The sequence below is a fragment of the Thauera sp. 2A1 genome, from assembly GCF_009469595.2.
Taxonomy (GTDB): domain Bacteria; phylum Pseudomonadota; class Gammaproteobacteria; order Burkholderiales; family Rhodocyclaceae; genus Thauera.
In genome coordinates, this window is sequence record NZ_SSXV01000005.1 from 64,794 (window position 1) to 83,093 (window position 18,300).

Annotated in this window: 14 protein-coding genes and 2 riboswitches; of the genes, 9 read left to right on the top strand and 5 right to left on the bottom strand. The window is 64.8% G+C overall.

Annotation, left to right across the window (positions count from 1 at the left end):
• Positions 1-6 precede the first annotated feature (6 nt).
• Genes GH664_RS06415 through GH664_RS06430 form a run of 4 tightly spaced genes read right to left on the bottom strand, consistent with a single transcriptional unit; the run spans position 7 to position 4,382 of the window.
• Positions 7-735 carry an ABC transporter ATP-binding protein gene (locus tag GH664_RS06415; protein ID WP_153167230.1) on the bottom strand — a complete coding sequence of 243 codons (729 nt, stop codon included), beginning with the start codon at positions 733-735 and terminating at the stop codon, positions 7-9.
• The gene (locus tag GH664_RS06420; RefSeq protein ID WP_153167231.1) at positions 726-1,712 is read right to left on the bottom strand and encodes an iron ABC transporter permease; all 987 of its coding nucleotides are present in this window, start codon (positions 1,710-1,712) and stop codon (positions 726-728) included. The genes GH664_RS06415 and GH664_RS06420 overlap by 10 nt, the downstream gene beginning before the upstream one ends.
• Positions 1,700-2,476: an ABC transporter substrate-binding protein gene (locus GH664_RS06425; protein ID WP_153167232.1), complete on the bottom strand. Its 777-nt coding sequence runs from the start codon at positions 2,474-2,476 to the stop codon at positions 1,700-1,702. Before GH664_RS06425 ends, GH664_RS06420 begins: the two co-directional genes overlap by 13 nt.
• 46 nt (positions 2,477-2,522) lie before the next feature.
• The gene (locus GH664_RS06430) at positions 2,523-4,382 is read right to left on the bottom strand and encodes a TonB-dependent receptor (RefSeq protein WP_194270337.1); all 1,860 of its coding nucleotides are present in this window, start codon (positions 4,380-4,382) and stop codon (positions 2,523-2,525) included.
• A gap of 103 nt (positions 4,383-4,485) precedes the next feature.
• Positions 4,486-4,694: riboswitch (cobalamin riboswitch) on the bottom strand.
• A 226-nt stretch (positions 4,695-4,920) separates the two neighbouring features.
• Positions 4,921-5,121, top strand: a riboswitch (cobalamin riboswitch).
• 156 nt (positions 5,122-5,277) lie between these two features.
• Here GH664_RS06430 and GH664_RS06435 point away from each other — a divergent pair.
• The 6 genes from GH664_RS06435 (at position 5,278) to GH664_RS06460 (ending at position 12,699) form a co-directional block, all read left to right on the top strand.
• Positions 5,278-5,850: a GNAT family N-acetyltransferase gene (locus tag GH664_RS06435; protein WP_153167234.1), complete on the top strand. Its 573-nt coding sequence runs from the start codon at positions 5,278-5,280 to the stop codon at positions 5,848-5,850.
• Between the two features lie 57 nt (positions 5,851-5,907).
• Complete coding sequence (locus tag GH664_RS06440; protein WP_368857349.1) at positions 5,908-8,733, top strand: ribonucleoside-diphosphate reductase subunit alpha; 2,826 nt, start codon at positions 5,908-5,910, stop codon at positions 8,731-8,733.
• 101 nt (positions 8,734-8,834) lie between these two features.
• Positions 8,835-9,908 carry a ribonucleotide-diphosphate reductase subunit beta gene (locus tag GH664_RS06445; protein ID WP_228111404.1) on the top strand — a complete coding sequence of 358 codons (1,074 nt, stop codon included), beginning with the start codon at positions 8,835-8,837 and terminating at the stop codon, positions 9,906-9,908.
• Between the two features lie 367 nt (positions 9,909-10,275).
• Positions 10,276-10,473, top strand: coding sequence for a hypothetical protein (locus tag GH664_RS06450; RefSeq protein ID WP_153167236.1), 198 nt, complete (start codon positions 10,276-10,278; stop codon positions 10,471-10,473).
• 144 nt (positions 10,474-10,617) lie between these two features.
• The gene (locus tag GH664_RS06455; protein WP_153167237.1) at positions 10,618-11,493 is read left to right on the top strand and encodes a site-specific integrase; all 876 of its coding nucleotides are present in this window, start codon (positions 10,618-10,620) and stop codon (positions 11,491-11,493) included.
• Between the two features lie 9 nt (positions 11,494-11,502).
• Positions 11,503-12,699 (top strand): IS91 family transposase, encoded by a 1,197-nt coding sequence (locus GH664_RS06460; RefSeq protein ID WP_153167238.1) that lies wholly within the window; start codon positions 11,503-11,505, stop codon positions 12,697-12,699.
• A gap of 402 nt (positions 12,700-13,101) precedes the next feature.
• On the opposite strand, the gene GH664_RS06465 is transcribed toward GH664_RS06460, so the two are convergent.
• Positions 13,102-14,181, bottom strand: coding sequence for a hypothetical protein (locus tag GH664_RS06465; protein WP_153167239.1), 1,080 nt, complete (start codon positions 14,179-14,181; stop codon positions 13,102-13,104).
• 131 nt (positions 14,182-14,312) lie between these two features.
• Between GH664_RS06465 and GH664_RS06470 the strand changes: the two genes are divergently transcribed.
• The 3 genes from GH664_RS06470 (at position 14,313) to GH664_RS06480 (ending at position 18,262) form a co-directional block, all read left to right on the top strand.
• Positions 14,313-14,543, top strand: a complete 231-nt coding sequence (locus tag GH664_RS06470; RefSeq protein WP_153167240.1) for a hypothetical protein — start codon at positions 14,313-14,315, stop codon at positions 14,541-14,543.
• On the top strand, positions 14,536-15,345 hold the full coding sequence (locus tag GH664_RS06475; RefSeq protein ID WP_153167241.1) for a hypothetical protein: 810 nt from the start codon (positions 14,536-14,538) through the stop codon (positions 15,343-15,345). The genes GH664_RS06470 and GH664_RS06475 overlap by 8 nt, the downstream gene beginning before the upstream one ends.
• Before the next feature lie 109 nt (positions 15,346-15,454).
• Positions 15,455-18,262: a TrlF family AAA-like ATPase gene (locus GH664_RS06480; protein ID WP_153167242.1), complete on the top strand. Its 2,808-nt coding sequence runs from the start codon at positions 15,455-15,457 to the stop codon at positions 18,260-18,262.
• Positions 18,263-18,300 lie beyond the last annotated feature (38 nt).

An 18,300-nucleotide genomic window follows, 5' to 3' on the forward strand; every position in this document is an offset into this window, starting at 1 on the left:
GGATCCTCATCGGGTGGTGATCACGGGCGGGTCGGCGGCCAGGTCGACATGGACCGGCACGCGGAAGACCCGCGACAAACGCGCTTCAGTCAGCACTTCGGCCGGCGTGCCAAAGGCGTCTACACGGCCGTCGTGCATCAGGCAAAGCCGGTCGCAGTAGCGCGCCGCAAGGCTGAAATCGTGGATGGCCAGGACTACGCCATTGCCGTCGTTGGCATACCGTCGCAAGGTCTCCATGACGCTGCGCTGGTAGTAGAGATCGAGGCTGGCGATAGGTTCGTCGGCGAGCAACAGCCGAGGCTGGCCGGCAAGCACGCGGGCCAGCCACACCCGCGCCTGCTCGCCGCCGGACAGGTGGTCGACCTTCCGCTGGCGGAGCGCCTCGACGCCGCTCTGCTGCATGGCCAACCGAATCGCCCCGTCGTCGCGGTCGCCCCATGGCAGCCGGCCCAGCGCAACGACATCATCGACGCTCAGCGACCACGCGCTTTCGCACGTCTGCGGCAACAGACCGATGTTGCGCGCGCGCTGGCGGGGCCGCAGCGACTCGATCGGCTGGTCGTCGAAAGCAATCTCTCCCCGGCCGGGCAACAGCCCCGCCACGCACTGCAGCAAGCTCGACTTACCCGAGCCGTTCGGCCCGATGACGCCGAGCACCTCGCCTGCATCGAGCGTGAAGGAAACCCCATCAAGACGCGGCGGCAGCGCCAAATGGCGGACTTGGATCAGAGCCATCTCTGACGGTCCTTCCAGATGAGCCAGATAAACAGCGGCGCCCCTAGCAGTGAGGTCAGCACGCCGAGCTTGATTTCCCGCCCAGGCGGCAGCAGGCGCACGCAGATGTCGGCTAGGCACACCAGCGCCGCCCCGGCCGCGGCCGACGGCAGCAGCAGGCGGTCCGGACGGTGATTCACCAGAGGACGGACGAGATGGGGGACCAACAGGCCGACGAAACCGATGCTGCCCGCAATCGCCACCGAGGCGCCGACCAGCAGCGCGGTACCGAGCACGATCAGGCGGCTGCCACGGCTGAGCGCGAGCCCCATGCTCTGCGCAACCGCTTCGCCCAGACTGAGCGCGGCAAGCAGATGGCGCTGACGCCAGACCAGCAGGCCACCAATCACCAGAGCCGGCAACAGGACGATCAGGTGGTTCAGTCCCCGCTCGGACACCGAACCCAGCAACCAGAAAACCAACTCCTGCATGGCGAAGGGGTTGGGGGCGAAGTTCAGCACCGTGGCCAGTGCCGCGCCAGCCAGCGTCGAGATCGCCAGCCCGGCCATGATCACCAGCGACGATCGGGCCGAGCCGGCCAGCGCGAGCATCAGCAGCAGCGCGGCGCCCGCACCGAGCAGGCCGGCGAGCGCCGGCGCCGCCTCCCCGGCCGCGGGGAACAGGCCGAAATAGAACACCGCAGCCGCGCCAAGGGCGGCCCCCTGGCTGGCACCCGTCAGGCTGGGGTCAGCCAGCGGGTTGCGTAGCAGGCCCTGCAGCGCCGCGCCGGCCAGGCCGAGCGCCGCCCCCACCGCCAGCGACAGTAGTGTGCGCGGCAGGCGGATTTCGCCGATCACCATCGCCGCCGGGGATGTGACGCCGAGCAGCCAGTCGGACAGGCCGGCGAGGACGGGCACCGCAGTCGGTCCGGTGGCCAGCGACAGGCCCGCCACACCAACGAGGATCGCGACACCCAGCGGAAGAATCAGTCGCGCCATTGCTGCAATTGGCCGACGAGCTCCCAGGTCCACGGACCGGGACACTGCCAGCGCCAGTAGTCTGTGCTCAGCCAGCGCTCGCGGGGCACTGCGCGGCGCAGCACCGGATGCTCGGCAAAGCGGTTGGCCAGCGCCCTGCTCGCCGGCGCTGCCCACAGGATCGCATCGGGCGGATCGGTTGCAATCTGCTCCAGGTCGAGCCGCAGATAGCCGTCCTCGCGCAGGTAATTGGACCACCCGGCGCGTTGCAGAATGCCGTCCTCGAAGGTGCCGCGGCCCGTGCCGATGCCGTTGGCACCGAGGAGTAACAGGCGCTTGGGTGGGTTATCCGCCGGGATCGGCTTAGGCGGCGAACTCGCAAGCGTGGCCGGCTTGCCGAGCAAGGACAGGAAATGCCGTTCGTATTCGCCGACGGCCTGCAGACTGGTCGGCAACGCCAGGATTTCCACCCGGAATCCAAGCGTCTTCAGTCGGCTGCGCAGCAGCGGCGCGTTGTATTGCCCGGTGATCACCAAGTCTGGCTTCAGTGCGACGATGCGCTCCAGGGTTCCATCGTGAGTCGGCCAGTTAGTTTCCAGCCACGCGACCGGGAACTGGCGGTGCATCGGGGAGAGCGCAGCAACCTCGCCAGGGTCCGCGTAGCGGGCCAGCATCCAGTCGGTGCAGAGGTCGAGAGAAATGATGCGCTGCACCCCTGAGGCCTCAGCTGGCAGGAAGTGCAGCGCTGCGACAACCAGCACGCTGGTGACTTTTGGGAGCCTCATGCCTTGTTCGCTGCCGCCCTCGGTGTGGTGGCGGCAGCGCTATCCGTCAAGGCGTGTAGCGGATGCCAACGAAGGCGTTGAGGCCCGGCGTGTCATACGCGACATAGGCCGGACCGCTCCACCCGTAAGCTCTGGCAAGCTCGTACTCGCGATCGAACAGGTTATCGACACGCGCCTCGAGCGCGAGATTGCGGTTGATCGCGTAGCGGCCGGTGAGATTGACCAGGCCATAACCGCCAAGCTTGTTGGTTTCGTTGTTGTCGTTGTAACGGCTACCGACAGCAATGAGTTCCATACCGGCCTGGAATGCCCCCCACGTTTTCATGAGGTCGAGCTGGGCCTTGTGCTCTGCTCGGCGACCGAGACGCTTGTCGGTCGTTTCGTTGGTCGCGTCCAGCCAATCGTAGGTGGCACGCACATCGACCCCACCCAGATTGCCCGCGTAGGCCAGCGTCAAGCCCTCCAGCCTGGCTTCCTGAACGTTCTCGTTCCGACCCCAGACGGGCGGCGGAAGCGATACATAGGTAATCAGGTCTTCAACGTCGTTGCGGTAATAGGTCGCGCTGACGGAGTGGACGCCGTTATCCCAGATCAGGGCCAGTTCGCGGTTCTCGCCCTTCTCGGGCTTCAGGTCGGGGTTTCCGCCCCAGGTCGGATGAAAGAGTTCATCGAGACGCGGCGCCTTGAACGAGGTTCCGTAACTCGCCTGGGCACGCAGCATGGACGTCAGCTGATAGCCGTAGGCGAGTCCATAGGTATTCTCACTGCCAAATTCCGAATGATCGTCATGTCGCCCGCTGAGCTGCCAGCGATGCGGCCCCATATCGGCATTCCAGCCGATATAGACGGAGTTGTTGCTGATTTCCGTGGCGTCGAACCCGTCCTGGACGCGGGCCTCCTGTTCCAGTCGCTCAAGGCCGGCGACGAGCGTTCCGAGTGCCAGACTGACGTCGTTCTGCCAGCTCAGCAGCCTGCTCTCCGTTTCGAAGTCACTCCCGCTCGGGCTCCAGGTGCTGACGTTCTTTTGCCAGTCGGTGGTCTGGCCGTATTGAAGCTGGCTGTTCCAGTTGGCACTCAGCCGGTTCCTGGCAAAGACTTGCCACTGCTTGGTACGAAAATCCTGATACGCATCGAACAGGCTGGCGGCGGGCACGTCGCCGCTGTCGTAGTGTGCACGGCCTTCATTCTGGCGGAAACTCAGGCCGATCTCGTGGCCCTCTGCGGGGAGGAAGGAGGTGGAGATTGCGCCCCCCGTGTTGCGGTAGCCATCCTTGTCGCCGTCCTTGTTGGTCGCGTCGCGCATGGCGGAGATACCGCGGAAATCGTCGTGGCTACCCTCCACGCGGAAGCGCCACCGCTCATTGCCCGCAGAAACGCCGGCGCTCGTCTTGAAGGTGTCGTCGCTGCCGTAACCCACGAAGCCATCTGCCTTCAGACCCGGTGTGCCCTTGCGGGTGAAGATCTGGATCACGCCGCCGACAGCATCCGCCCCATAGAGCATGGAACCCGGGCCACGGAGAATCTCGATACGCTCGACATTGGCCAGCGGAATGAAGCGCAACGGCGAACCGCTTGCATCGATCGAGTTGATCGGCAGACCGTCGATGAGCACCTTGGTCTGGTCCGGCTTGGCGCCTCGCAGATACAAACTCGCTGAGGTGCCTGGACCGCCGCTGGTCGCCACCTGGACGCCGGGCTGCCGGCTCAGCAGATCGATCACCGTACCGCCGGCACTGCGCTCGATTTCGGCACGGTCAATTACGGTGATGTCGGACAGGACTTCTGAGACCCGCGTCTCGACGCGTGTCGCAGTAACAACAACCGGTTCGAGCGACTGCTGCGCGTGCAGCTGGCTGACGAACAACAGCGGCAGCAAGGCCGCCACGGGCTTGAGGCGTAATTGCATGATTTCCCCCCGCCGACAGGCGTCCCCGCATATCGGCATGCATGAAGAAGCAGTGCAAAGGGAAATGACGGGCTACGACAGCCGGTGCCACCTCCCCGTAGCACTTTCGCGTGTTGTCGCAGGCCGGTCTCCGGGCTTGCAAGTCTTGACGCGCCGCCTTCCCAGGTTCAACCCAGTGGCATTTTGGCGCGCCCGCACTCGCTTACCGTTGCGGGGGCAGCAGCGGAATTGTCTCGTTGGTGAGACTCACCGCTTTCCCGTTTAACTGCCAGGGGAGGTTCCCCTGGCAGCACCTGAGAGCGGGCGGATCATACATGGCCATACGCAGCGAGTCGATTGCGTATGGCCATGAAGTAAGGCCGGGACATGACCGCGCTGCCGCTCTCGCCATGGCGGAGTGTGGTTAGCGGGCGGACATACCCCCTTGGGCACGGGCTGTGGGGCTTTGCCTGATCGGAACACACAACCTATAGACTCAGCGGATACTCAATACACTATCTGTAGTTTGATAAATTGACACCCATCGCCCGGTCCAGTTAGAGTTCAGTCCGTCTATGGTTCCCCCTCGCGGGGGATTAAAAGGGAATTCGGTGCCGCGCCCAGCGCGAATCCCGGAGCTGCCCCCGCAACTGTAATCGGCGAGTCCTGCGCCCTCTCTGCCACTGGAAATCTTCCGGGAAGGCTGGCGCAAGGCGACGACCCGTGAGCCAGGAGACCTGCCATGTACATCACCTTCAACAGTTTGGGGCGGGGTGTCCCTGACAAGAGGCATGGCTCACACCATTTCACTTGCTCGTTTTCCTGATGGCACGGCAGCACCGCATGGCATTTCCATGCGCGTGACGCATCACGCCCGTGCGTCGGAGATCCGCCCTGCCCGCACCGGATCTCCGCCATGCCCACCGCCGACCGCCCCGTTGCAACGCTGACACCGCCGACCGATTCCACGGGCGTCGCTCTGGGACCGATGTGCCGCTTCGGCCCCGCTGACGCTCCCCGCATCTTCGAACACCTTCTTGCGCTGGATGCCGATGACCGCCTGCTGCGCTTCAGCCACGGCATCCGCAACGAAGGCATCGCCGCCTACGTCGCCACCCTCGATTTCACACGAGACCACGTGCATGGGCTGTGCACCGCGCAGGGCGACATCGTCGCCCTCGCCCATGTCGGGGTGCGCGATGGCGAGGTCGACTTCGGCCTCAGCGTCACCTCTACCTACCGTCAGCGCGGACTGGGACGAGCACTTTTCAGCCACGTCATCGCGCTGGCTCGCCTGCACGACGCGGTCCGGGTCGTCTGCCACAGCGTCAGCCCCGCGGTGCTGCACATGGCTGCCGCCAGCGGCTTCCGTCGGCCTGGCGGCAGCCACACCGCCCCCCTGACGCTGGATCTGCGGGCCGAGTCCCACGCCGGCGACGACGCCCAGCCTTGCCCGGCCCCCAGCGCAGTCAGCCTGGCGGCCGCCTGAAGCTCGCCTTCCCTCAGCAACCCGTTTCATCCGCACTCACCCAGACGAGGACCACCCGTGGACCGACTTCCCGCCGAAGCACTTGATAGCGCCATGCAACTCGCCGCTTTCCAGATCATCCGCCGCAATGGCGCCGTCGTTGCCTTCGATCCGAACAAGATCGCCGTCGCCATGACCAAGGCCTTTCTCGCCGTCGAGGGCCGCCAGGGCGCGGCGTCCTCACGCGTACGCGACATCGTGGCCCGACTCACCGATACCGTGGTCGGCGCCCTCACCCGTCGCCTGCCCGACGGGGGCATGCTGCACATCGAGGACATCCAGGACCACGTCGAGCTGGCGCTGATGCGCTCGGGCGAGCACGACGTCGCGCGCGCCTACGTGCTCTACCGCGAACGCCGCGCTGCCGAACGCGCGGCGAAGAAGGACGCGGAAGCGCAAGCGGGCGGCGCCGGCCCCGTGCTGCACGTCGTCGATGGCGAAGCGCGCCGCCCGCTCGACCGCGCCGCCCTGCTCGCCGTGTGCCGCGAGGCCTGCGAAGGGCTGGACGGCGTGTCCGCCGACACCGTGCTCGAACACGCCCTCCACAACCTCTACGACGGCGTGCCGATTGCCGCCGTGCGCCAGGCATTGGTGCTGGCCGCCCGCACGCTGATCGAGCGCGAGCCAGACTACGGCCACGTCGCCGCGCGCCTGCTGCTGTCGGCCATCCGCGTCGAGGTGATCGGGCACGAGACCTCGCTGGCCGACATGGCCGACCCCGATCGAGGCTATGCCGCCTGCCTGCCCGCCTTCATCCGCGCGGGCATCGCAGCCGAGCTGCTCGATCCCCGGCTGGCCGACTTCGACCTCGCCCGCCTGGCAGCGGCGATCCGGCCCGAGCGCGACCTGCAGTTCGACTACCTCGGCCTGCAGACCCTGTACGACCGCTACTTCCTGCATATCGACGGCCGCCGCATCGAGCTGCCGCAGACCTTCTTCATGCGCGTGGCGATGGGCCTCGCGATCAACGAGATCGACCGCGAGGCACAGGCCATCGCGTTCTATGAACTGCTGTCGAGCTTCGACTTCATGAGCAGCACGCCGACGCTGTTCAACAGCGGCACCCGGCATGCGCAGCTGTCGTCCTGCTACCTGACGACGGTGGCCGACAGCCTCGAGGACATCTACCAGTCGATCAAGGAGAACGCCCTGCTGCAGAAGTTCGCCGGCGGCCTCGGCAACGACTGGACGCCGGTGCGTGCGCTCGGCAGCCGCATCAAGGGCACCAACGGCCAGAGCCAGGGCGTGATCCCCTTCCTCAAGGTGGTCAACGACACCGCGGTGGCGGTGAACCAGGGCGGCAAGCGCAAGGGCGCGGTGTGCGCCTATCTCGAGACCTGGCACCTCGACATCGAGGAGTTCCTCGAACTGCGCAAGAACACCGGTGACGAGCGCCGCCGAACGCACGACATGAACACCGCGAACTGGATTCCCGACCTGTTCATGAAGCGCGTGCTGGAGAACGCCGAATGGACGCTGTTCTCGCCGGCCGACGTGCCCGACCTGCACGAGCGCTGCGGCCAGGACTTCGAGGCGGCCTACCGCGCCTATGAGGAGAAGGCCGAGCGCGGCGAGATCCGCCTCTTCAAGCGCCTGCCCGCCATCCAGCTGTGGCGCAAGATGCTGACCATGCTGTTCGAGACCGGGCATCCGTGGATCACCTTCAAGGACGCCTGCAACCTGCGCTCGCCGCAGCAGCATGTGGGCGTGGTGCATGGCTCCAACCTGTGCACCGAGATCACGCTCAACACCTCGGCCGACGAGACTGCGGTGTGCAACCTCGGCTCGGTGAACCTGCCCGCCCATCTGGTGCGCGACGGCGAAGGGCGCTGGGCGCTCGACCCCGACAAGCTGCAGCGCACCGTGCGCATCGCGATGCGCCTGCTCGACAACGTCATCGACCTCAACTACTACGCCACGCCCAAGGCGCGCGCCGCCAACCTGCGTCACCGCCCGGTGGGCCTGGGCATCATGGGCTTTGCCGACGCCTTGCATTTGATGGGCCTGGCCTACGCATCGGACGCCGCGATCGAGTTCGCCGACCGTTCGATGGAGGCCGTGTGCCATGCCGCCTACTGGGCCTCGACCGAGCTGGCCGAGGTACGCGGGCCGTATTCCAGTTTCCGCGGCAGCCTGTGGGACCGGGGCATCCTGCCGCAGGACAGCCTCGCGCTGCTGGCCGAGGGCCGCGGGCGCAGCAGCGCGGGCGGCGGCGCCCTGCTCGAAGTAGACCGCTCTTCCTCGCTCGACTGGGGCCCGCTGCGCGAACGCATCGCCCGCCATGGCATGCGCAACTCGAACTGCGTCGCCATCGCGCCGACCGCAACCATCTCCAACATCGTCGGCGTGTCCGCCTCGATCGAGCCGGACTACCAGAACCTGTACGTCAAATCCAACCTGTCGGGCGAGTTCACCGTGGTTAACGCGCATCTCGTGCGCGAGCTGAAGGCACTCGGCCTGTGGGACGAAGTGATGGTGGCCGACCTCAAGTACTTCGACGGCTCGCTCGCCCCGATCGAGCGCATTCCCGCCGAACTCAAGGCGCGTTACGCGACCGCCTTCGAGATCGAGCCGCACTGGCTGGTGGAAGCCGCCTCGCGCCGGCAGAAGTGGATCGACCAGGCGCAGTCGCTGAATCTCTACATCGCCGCCGCGTCGGGCCGCAAGCTCGACGAACTCTATCGCCTGGCCTGGCTGCGTGGGCTCAAGACCACCTACTACCTGCGTACGCTGGGCGCCACCGCCATGGAGAAGACCGGCACCACCACGCCGGCCACCGCCAGCGCCGACCCGGCGCCCAAGGCTTGCTCCATTCTCGACCCCGACTGCGAGGCCTGCCAATGACCGCCTTCTTCGACGACTGGGACACGCCGGTTCGCCCTCGGGCAGCCACTGCTCCAGCCACTACGCCAGCCTCCCGCCAGGCAGACTCCCCGGCGTCCACGGTGACGCCCACGGCACCGGCATTCCGCCCCGACGCGGCCCTGTCCGCCACCGATGCCCGGCCGGGCGCGCTGGCGCCGGTGCGTGCTGCCGACAAGCGCATCGTCAACGGCCAGGGTGACATCAACCAGCTCGCGCCCTTCAAGTACCCCTGGGCGTGGGAGTTCTTCCTCAACGCCAACAAGAACCACTGGACGCCGCTGGAAATCTCCATGGCGCAGGACGTTCACGACTACCACCACCGCCTGACACCGGCCGAGCGCCATGTGTTCGAGAACGTGCTGTCCTATCTGACCACCTCGGACATCCTCGCCATGCGCAACATCGGCCTGGCGGTGATGGAGAAGATGACCGCGCCCGAACTGCAGATCTACCAGGCCCGCCAGGTGTATGAGGAAGCCCTGCACACCTGGACCTACCAGCACTGCATCGAAAGCCTGGGTCTGGACCAACAGGAGATCTACAACCGCTACCGCGTCGTGCCCGAGATCCACGGCAAGATCGCGCTCGCCAACCGCCGGCTCGAGCGCGTGATGCGGGCCGACTTCGACCTCACCGACCGCGACAACCTGCACGAATTCGCACTCTCCTACCTCTTCTTCGCGGCCATCTTCGAGGGCTGCTGGTTCTACAACGGCTTCACCCCCATCTTCGCGCTGCAGCGGCGCGGGCTGATGAAGGGCACGGCCGAGCAGTTGCAGTACATCATGCGCGACGAGGTGCTGCACTGCGCCTTCGGCATCCGCACCGTGCGCACGCTCATCGCCGAGGAAAACCTGCAGCTCGATCCCGCGACGCTCGCCCGCCTGTGGGAGGAAGCCGAGGCCGCCGAAACCGCCTACGCCGGCTACCTGCTGCGCGAGCCCATCCTTGGCTACTCGGCCGCGCAGCACATGGGCCAGTTCCGCTACATCGCCAACCGCCGCGCCCGCCAGCTCGGGTTGGCCGAGCCCTACCCCGGCGCGGAAAACGTGCTGCCTTGGCTGGACGAGCAGGCCAACCTGCGCAAGGAGAAGAACTTCTTCGAGACGCGGGTCACAGAGTATCAGACCGGCGGCGCACTGACCTGGGAGTGAGTCGGGCGGCCTGTTGTTTCTCACAGGCAGGCGAGGTTTGCATCTGAGGCCCAACGTATGAGGTAAGGGGCTGCCGGTCCGGTCGGCCGAGAGGTTCGGCTTCATGATGGCAACACCGTCTTGTAGTTATCACACCTACGCTACGCGCCTTGGAGAGGGCTCTGTCCTAGTTCTTTTGTCGGTCAGTCAAAGGCCCATGCTGGCCGCCGCCAAGGCCAATAACTTAAGCACCCGCCAGCACCGTGGAGTGGTAAAACCCATGTAGCACATAGGCAGAGAGCATGCCGCCTTGCCCGGATGGCTGCTATCCGGAGCGGGAGGCGACTGGCGGCTCGTTGAGGGGCATGGAGAAGCGCGGATAGACGAAATGAACCATTTCGTCCAATGTCTGGACATCACCCCCCGCAATGGCGCGGCTTCGAGCCCGTCCTTCCGGACGTACTTTGGACAAAACGGACAGGGTGCTGAACGAATGGCAGCAGCCCAACTGGAGCGGCCGTTCAAGCGGCAACTCTACCTGCAGGCCGAACGGCGGGTCGTGGCCGTTATGAACAGCTGTTCATAAGGGACATTGGACTAAACCGCTGGCGCGGTAGGGGGTGATCGACGGGCGGGGGCGCAGATCAGGCGCATTCACACGAAGCGTGCGTTGGAGAAGGATGGTGTTGCTGTTCGCAGCACTTCCTTCCTTTCCGACAGGAGCTTTGCCATGACTCCGCTTCGCCAGCGCATGCTCGAAGACATGGGCATTCGCAACTTCGCCGAGAACACCCAGCTTTCTTACCTCCAGCAGATCAGCGCCTACGCGCGCCACTTCGGTCGCTCGCCCGAAGCGCTCGGGCCCGAGGACGTGCGCACCTACCAGGTCCACCTGGTCGAAGTGCGCAAGCTCTCTGCCGCGAGTGTCGGCATCGCAACGTCGGCGCTGAGGTTTCTCTACAAGGTCACGCTCAAGCGCGACTGGGCACTGGAGGACATCCCGATGCCGAAGAAGCCGTTCCGGCTGCCGGTCATCCTGAGCCACGACGAGGTGACGCGCCTCCTCGAGGCCGTCGCCAGCCTGAAGCACCGCACCCTCCTCACCACCACTTACGCCGCCGGCTTGCGCGTGTCGGAGGCCACGCATCTGCGGGTCACCGACATCGACAGCGAGCGCATGGTGCTGCGCGTCGATCAAGGAAAGGGCCGCAAGGATCGCTACGTGATGCTCTCGCCGCGCCTGCTCGAAGCCTTGCGCGCGTACTGGCGAGGCGAGCGCCCGCGCCTGTGGCTGTTCCCCGGCGATAGGCCCGAGCAGCCGATCACCAAAGGGGCCGTCGAGGCCGCGTGCCAGAAGGCGCGTCGTGTCGCGGGCCTCACCAAGCCGGTCACCCCGCATTCGCTGCGCCACGCCTTCGCCACGCATCTGCTGGAAGCGGGTACCGACGTGCGCACCATCCAGTTGCTGCTCGGACACCGCAGCCTGGCGACCACCTCACGCTCCCTGAAGGTCGCCACCAGCACGGTGTGTGCGACCCGAAGCCCGCTCGACTGGCTGCCCGCGCCGGTGGTACCGAACCCGGTGACGCCGCCCGCGCACTTCTGAGTAAGCGTCTTGCGCCCGTCCGGGCTCGAGTTGGCGGACATCTTCCGGCAGCTCGGGCCAGCCTATCGTCGCGATCACGTGGCGGCACTGAGTCGCGGGCAACGCCGCGTCATGAGTGCCATCGAGCGTTGCCGCACGGCGGCGCTCGGGGGGCACGTTGAGCAGTGCGACGCCTGCGGCCACCAGCGGATCGCGTTCAACAGTTGCCGCAACCGGCATTGTCCCAAGTGCCAGTCGCTCACGCGCGCGCAATGGCTCGAGGATCGGCGCGCCGAGCTCTTGCCAGTCGAGTATTTCCATGTCGTGTTCACCTTGCCGCAGGAGATCGCCGCCATCGCCTACCAGAACAAGGCGGCGATCTACGACCTGCTGTTCCGCGCCACCGCCGAGACGCTGCGCACGATCGCTGCGGACCCCAAGCACCTGGGCGCCGAGATCGGCTTCATCGCGATCCTGCACACGTGGGGCCAGAACCTGCTGCACCATCCGCATCTGCACTGCGTGGTGCCGGGCGGGGGGCTCTCGCCGGATGGCCAGCGCTGGATCGCCTGCCGGCCAGGCTTCTTCCTGCCCGTGCGGGTGCTGTCACGCCTGTTCCGCCGGCGGTTCCTCACGATGTTGCAGCAGGCCTTCGCGGCGGGTTCGCTCACGTTCCACAATGTCCTGGCCGAGCTGACAGACCCTCGCGCGTTCGCCCGGTATCTCGCGCCGACGGCCCGGGCCGAATGGGTGGTCTACGCGAAGCCGCCGTTCGGTGGGCCGCAGCGCGTGCTCGAGTACCTCGGGCGCTACACGCATCGGGTGGCCATCGCCAACAGCCGGCTCGTCGCGTTCGCCGACGGCCAGGTCGCGTTCCGGTGGAAGGACTATCGCCATGCGTCCCGCCACAAGGTGATGCGGCTCGAGGCGGGGGAATTCGTGCGGCGCTTCCTGCTGCACGTCCTGCCCTCCGGATTCCAGCGCATCCGCCACTACGGCTGGCTCGCCAACCGCAGCCGCGCGGTGAAGCTGGAACGCTGTCGTCAGCTGCTCGATGTGCCCGCTCCGGTGTCGGCCGATGAACCCGCCGACTATCGGGATCGCTATCAGCGGCTCACCGGCATCTCGCTGTGGGAGTGCCCGCACTGCCACAGCGGGCGGATGGTCTGCGTCGAGGCCTTGCAGCCCGGGGTACTGCCGCGTGGGCCGCCGGAGGTCGCCGCATGAACATCCTTCCTCCATCAACACGAGCGCGCCGCGAAGGCCTTGACGGCGTGGCGGGGCTCTTCATGCGCGACCGTGCACGGCACCAAGGAGCAGGTGCCGAGACGCCCGGCCGCGCCCAACGGCACACGAATCTGAGGCCCGGCGCCTTCGCCACGCGTGGCGCAGCACCCTTGGTCCAGGCCGCCGCGTCGGCGTCGATCGCCCTTCCTGCGCCGCGTCGCGGAACTGCACCGATTCAATCCCCATAGCGCCCTACCGCCGGCGGGGCGGTTCAGTCCAACGGGATCTTTTGCCTACCGGTCGCGGGATAACGGCATCACACCGCCCGGTCGCCGTGCGCCGCGTCCGCCAGGCAAAAGACTCTCTTCATTATGTGGAGCTCCACATAAGGCCGACCTGCTGTCACCAACGACTTTGGAGCCAGTGCCCCGACCGCAGCTTCCGATCAAAACTGAAAACGTGCTCCTCAGGCTCCTCGTCGCAGCACCCAACCAGCCGGTTGAACTGACCGAGCCCGCCATCCCGTAGCGACACGTTACCGCCACACAGCGGGCAATCCGCCACATACCGCACCAGGCGCAAGTTGTAGCCACGCGACTGCCCTGGAAGCACAGCGGCTTCAGGATCCCAGACTAGTTCGACCTGGCATTCCTTATTTGAGAACGGATAGAAGAGCGGCGAAGCCATGATGATGAATCGATCATAGAGCCGCATCAGAGGCCGCAAAAGGAACCAGAAGAAGACCGCCGCCACGACGATCCATTCCCACTCGAGCACGCCCTTGCCGAGTTGCAGCATGGCAACGACGATCGGCAGCCCCGCGAGCAGGATCATCAATCCCAGACCGAGCGCCGGCACATAGCGGCGTACGCCATCGATGCGCATGCTCGCTTCGCCCTGCCGGCGAAACAGCAGCGGCCATAGAAACAGCCGCCCGAGGAGCGAGAACCTCAGGCTCGACCGGTCCTCGCGGTACCGGAGCACAAAGGGCAGCTTTTCGTAGTCCGCTGGCAGGGTAGGGAGTGCGGTGCTCACACCGAAAGGACGCCACTCGAGACGATAGGTCGACGACCGCCCACCCTCCGACTTGTCCTTGGTTGGCCACAGAAGCCCAGTGAAGCCCGCCTTCCGCGCTGCATCGGTGAAGCGTCCCTGCAGCTCGGCGAACGATTGCTCCAACGCAGACCAGTGTGGGTTCACCCGCTTGCGTGCCTTCTCGCTGGTCAGGTCATCGAATGGTTTACCGCGTGCATCGAGCGCCCAACGCCAAAGCTCCTGGGTGCTGAGGGAACTCGGCTCGATGCCGTCCTTGCCATCGCCCTGGTACTGGGTCAGCAGCGCACGCAGTAAGTCCCAGAACGCGTCGCGGTAGTCCGAGCTGCGGTCAGGATCCACGAAGCGCAAAAGCCACTGCGCAAACTCGACGCGCTTCGGCAACGGGCAGGCGCCTTCGCTCTGAGGGGTATTGGACAGATCACTCATCGGGCTCCCGGCGGACATGACGTGATTCTAACAGCGATCCGTCCGCCGACCGGTTTCAGACCGTCCGGATCCAGCAACCGCGCGGGTTTGCGTACCTAACCTGACCTCTCCATTCAACCCAGGAGAAGGTCATGCTGGAAACCCTCGTTCTACACATCGCCGGCGAGCGCGTCGAACTCCGCTCGCTCCCCTCGGGCGATCTCGCTGTTTACCACCGGCCCGCCGAGCACGTGCGTGCACTCGTCGAACCTATCTGCCGCAATCGCGGCCACTGGAACAGCGAGTACAACAACTGGATCGTCTTCCGTCAGTTCCGCGCGGCCGTCGTGAGCGAGCTCGAAGCGGAGGCCGACCATGTCTGACCGGATACTTCACGGCTTGGACTTCGGGCTCGACCACGCAGGTCGGATGCGTGGCATCGACGAGGTGGAGCAGGGACTCGCCTGCAATTGCGAATGCCCGGAGTGCGGAAGTCCGCTTGTCGCCAGAAAGGGGGCTGTGCGCGTTCATCACTTTGCGCACTGGGGGACGAGCTGCACCAGCGGCACCGAAACCGCGCTCCATCGGATGGCCAAACAGATCGTGGCGGACGAGCGCCGCCTTGTCGAACCCGGACGAGACACGCCGACAGTCTTCCGGAACGCCGCGCTACCGGATGAAATGTACTGGCCCGGCTGGCGCCCCGACGTGGTGCTCTGGTCCGAGTCGATGACCGTGCATGTCGAAGTCACCGTAACGCATCGATGCGGCCCCGAAAAGCTCGACGAGATCGTTCGCAAAGGGATCCCGACCCTTGAGCTCGACCTCTCGACGGCCTATCGGCGCAAGCGCCTGGGTTGGACGGTCGAGCAGCTTACCGATCGTCTCGTCCACGATCCCGGCATTCGGCGCTGGCTCCATCTGCCAGAGCCAGCAGCGGAGAGGGCGCGGCCAGCCACCATCCCTGAGACGCAAACCCAGACCAAGCCCGCCGCCCCCGTCACCAGCACACGGCTATCCCGCATCTACGCCCCCTTCGAAGGCACTTTGCTCGTGTTCGATCCCTGGTATGGGTTGGTGCCGCGTGATCCCCTCGCGCGGGCTCAACTCATTCAGGAACTGGAAGCACGCAGGAAATCCTCAGGACGGACGACGGACAGCACCGACGAGTCGCAAAACGCATAGGGAAAATTATTTATCATGCGGCTACCCTAGCAAGCGACTGTGGGAGCCGCCCGCTGCACGCAGGCGAGACGGGTCCAACACGCTATCCTCGAACGCACAGGAACAGCCAATGACGACCAAATGGTGGAAATGCGACCTTCAAGTCGCAACCCCGGCCTGGAATTTCACGATGCCAGCGGGCGAACACCACGATCTGTCGACCAACGCCGGCAAGCGCGCCTTTGCGGAGCGCTACGTATCAGAACTCATCAACAAAGGCATTGAAGTCGTTGTCTTGGCCGACCATAACACCGGTAAATGGATCGACCTCATGGTCGAGGTAGGCAAAGCGCAGGGGTTGAAGGTGTTCCCGGGCTGCGAGATCACCACTGGCTCAGGTGCCGACGGGATGCATCTGGTTGTGATCGGGGATCTGCGCAAGACGAGCCGGGACTTCGACGTTCTCCTGGGCGGTACGCTTGGCTTCCGCGAACCCGACCACCCCCGCTTCCTTCCACGCGGCGAACCCGGATCTTCATCGAGGACCATCACCCAGATCCTCGATGATCTGCCGGACGACTACTTGGTCATCGCCCCGCACGCGCTCACCGAGAACGGGATCGCCTCGGGAAAGACAGCGCATGGGGACATCCGCTGGCGAGCGCTCCATCACCCACGGTTAGTGGCGGTGGACCCTGGCGACTGCGACGGTAGCCCTGGCACCTCTTTCAATTCAAGGTTCCGAAATAGGGAGCCAAACCTTTTCCCTCGCCTGCCTGAGCTCGCCTTCGTGGCGACATCAGACGCCTATTCTTTGGATCGAATCGGTGCGCGCTTCTCATGGATCCGTATGGAAGAGCCGACCCTGGAGGGGCTTCGGCAAGCGTTCCTCGACCATGAAGCACGAATCATCTGCTCTTGGGATGACCGGTTGCGCGGATACCCGGACGAGAACCCGAACAACATACGACATTCATGGATCAGCTCCCTTTCGATTGGTGGATCGGTCGGAAACTCCTCCGCGCCCCTCTCTATCAACTTCCACCCTGCCCTGAACGTCCTCATTGGGGGACGCGGAAGCGGTAAGTCGACTGTCGTAGCGGCGATTCGACAGCTGTATTCAAGTACGCAAACATTGCCGGAGAACGTCAGGGTGGAAGCTGAGTCGTTCTCGGACGCCGTCTTCTCCGATGCGCAACTCCTTGCAGAGCACCGCATCCGAAACTCTCAAGAGCAGCAGCGAGCGACATGGTCGGCGCAAACGGGACGATCCACGGAGACTTCGGACGACGGCTCCATACCGACGACCTTCAGCGTGCGCGTCGTGAATCAGAAAGAGCTCTTCGAGCGGGTTTCGCGAGACCGCCATGATCCGCTCGCAGCATCGCGTAGCTTTCTCGCCTTTCTTGACGAGGGCCTGGGGCTCTTGAAGACGGACGTACCCAAACCGGAGAGTTGGTGGCGCCGCTTCCAAGATGCAGGCCAGGATTGGATGATGAGAACAACGGACCTTCAAAGGATCGAGCGCGATGTCGCACAGCTGCCAGCGGTCCGCGCCAAGATTCGGGAGCTCGAGGCTCAGGTCGCCGCGCTGGACTCCCCGGAAGCGAAGAACCGAAGGGAAGCGAACGATGCGCGGATCCAGGAGAAAGCTCTGCTTGACGCGCGCGCGCACGCCCTAGGGCACTTCCTTGCAGGCCTAACGGCCTACCTCGAGCCGGAGGCAGCGCGACAGGATCCTCAACAGGGTTTTAGTGAAGAGCACGCCCGTCTCATCTCTTCACTGGACAGGATCGAGACCTCACTCGTGCAGCAGGTCAGGGCTGCTATCGCGCAGGCCCAAGCAGACATGAACGAGTGGCGAGAAGCCATCCGCTCGACGGCATGGGCGGCCTTCGTCAAGGAAGCTGAGGAAGACAACGCCCGATATATGGCTGAGCTCGCCGAAAAGGGCATCGACCCCGGGGCCTACAAAGAACTGAAGAAGCAGCTCGTAGCGCAGCTAACGATTGAGCAGACTCTTTCATCCCATGAGACCAAGCTCATTTCGGCTCGATCTGACCGTGACGCCGCTTGGCAGGTGCTTGAAAGGCTTCTCGACGAAAGACGTAACGGCAGGCGAGCGCTGCTCCAGCGCGTCTCAGAACGAAGCGGGCGTCTCCGTTTTCACCTGCTGCCTTTCGGCGATTCAATTGGATGGATAACTGCGGTGCGAGAGTTGCTCAGCCTTCGGTCAGACGCATTCCTGGAGGACGTTCCCCGCTTAGCCAGTTGGCTTTGGACTGACAGCGACACAGAGCGAAATGAAAGGTGGTCGGAGTGGCGCGAGGCCCTATGCTCAGGGAGCTTCGAACGCATTTCGGGGAAAGACAAAGGCGTCAACCGGATGGACTGGGCGAAGAAGCTCGAAAAGCTTGATGCAACGATCCGCTTGCGCCTCGCATTCGAGGCAGCTGACGACAAAATCGAGATTTCTTTCCTCAAGGACGGAGGAGACTCCTTCAAGCCCGACGACTGGCAGGACATCACCCAAGGCTCACCAGGGCAACGTACCGCCGCGATGCTCGGCTTCGTGCTGCATCACGGAGATGAGCCGCTTGTGTTGGATCAACCCGAGGACGATCTGGACACCGAATGGATTTCGAATCTCGTCGTCACCGAACTCCGGGCAAGCAGATGGAAGCGACAACTCATCGTCGTTACACACAACGCGAACATTCCGGTGAACGGCGATGCCGAGCGAGTCGTTGTACTGGAAAACAGGAATGGCGCGATCCAGATTCGCTCTTCAGGCTCCAGCACAGGAGCCGAGATCCAGCACTGCGGGGCCATCGAACAACCTCACGTCAGAGCGGACATCCAGAACATCATGGAGGGCGGCATTCGAGCGTTCATGCAGCGCGAGCGCAAGTACGGGTCAGAGCTCGCAACGGGCTAAAAATCGGCTCTCCTTGGGTTTCTCTCGGCCGACCTACG

Bases quoted from the DNA above. Each gene is read 5' to 3' on its own strand.
- GH664_RS06435 (WP_153167234.1), top strand. From the start codon at position 5,278: ATGCCCACCGCCGACCGCCCCGTTGCAACGCTGACACCGCCGACCGAT.
- GH664_RS06480 (WP_153167242.1), top strand. From the start codon at position 15,455: ATGACGACCAAATGGTGGAAATGCGACCTTCAAGTCGCAACCCCGGCC.
- GH664_RS06430 (WP_194270337.1), bottom strand. From the start codon at position 4,382: ATGCAATTACGCCTCAAGCCCGTGGCGGCCTTGCTGCCGCTGTTGTTC.
- GH664_RS06475 (WP_153167241.1), top strand. From the start codon at position 14,536: ATGTCTGACCGGATACTTCACGGCTTGGACTTCGGGCTCGACCACGCA.
- GH664_RS06415 (WP_153167230.1), bottom strand. From the start codon at position 735: ATGGCTCTGATCCAAGTCCGCCATTTGGCGCTGCCGCCGCGTCTTGAT.
- GH664_RS06465 (WP_153167239.1), bottom strand. From the start codon at position 14,181: ATGAGTGATCTGTCCAATACCCCTCAGAGCGAAGGCGCCTGCCCGTTG.
- GH664_RS06425 (WP_153167232.1), bottom strand. From the start codon at position 2,476: ATGAGGCTCCCAAAAGTCACCAGCGTGCTGGTTGTCGCAGCGCTGCAC.
- GH664_RS06470 (WP_153167240.1), top strand. From the start codon at position 14,313: ATGCTGGAAACCCTCGTTCTACACATCGCCGGCGAGCGCGTCGAACTC.
- GH664_RS06420 (WP_153167231.1), bottom strand. From the start codon at position 1,712: ATGGCGCGACTGATTCTTCCGCTGGGTGTCGCGATCCTCGTTGGTGTG.
- GH664_RS06455 (WP_153167237.1), top strand. From the start codon at position 10,618: ATGACTCCGCTTCGCCAGCGCATGCTCGAAGACATGGGCATTCGCAAC.
- GH664_RS06450 (WP_153167236.1), top strand. From the start codon at position 10,276: ATGAACCATTTCGTCCAATGTCTGGACATCACCCCCCGCAATGGCGCG.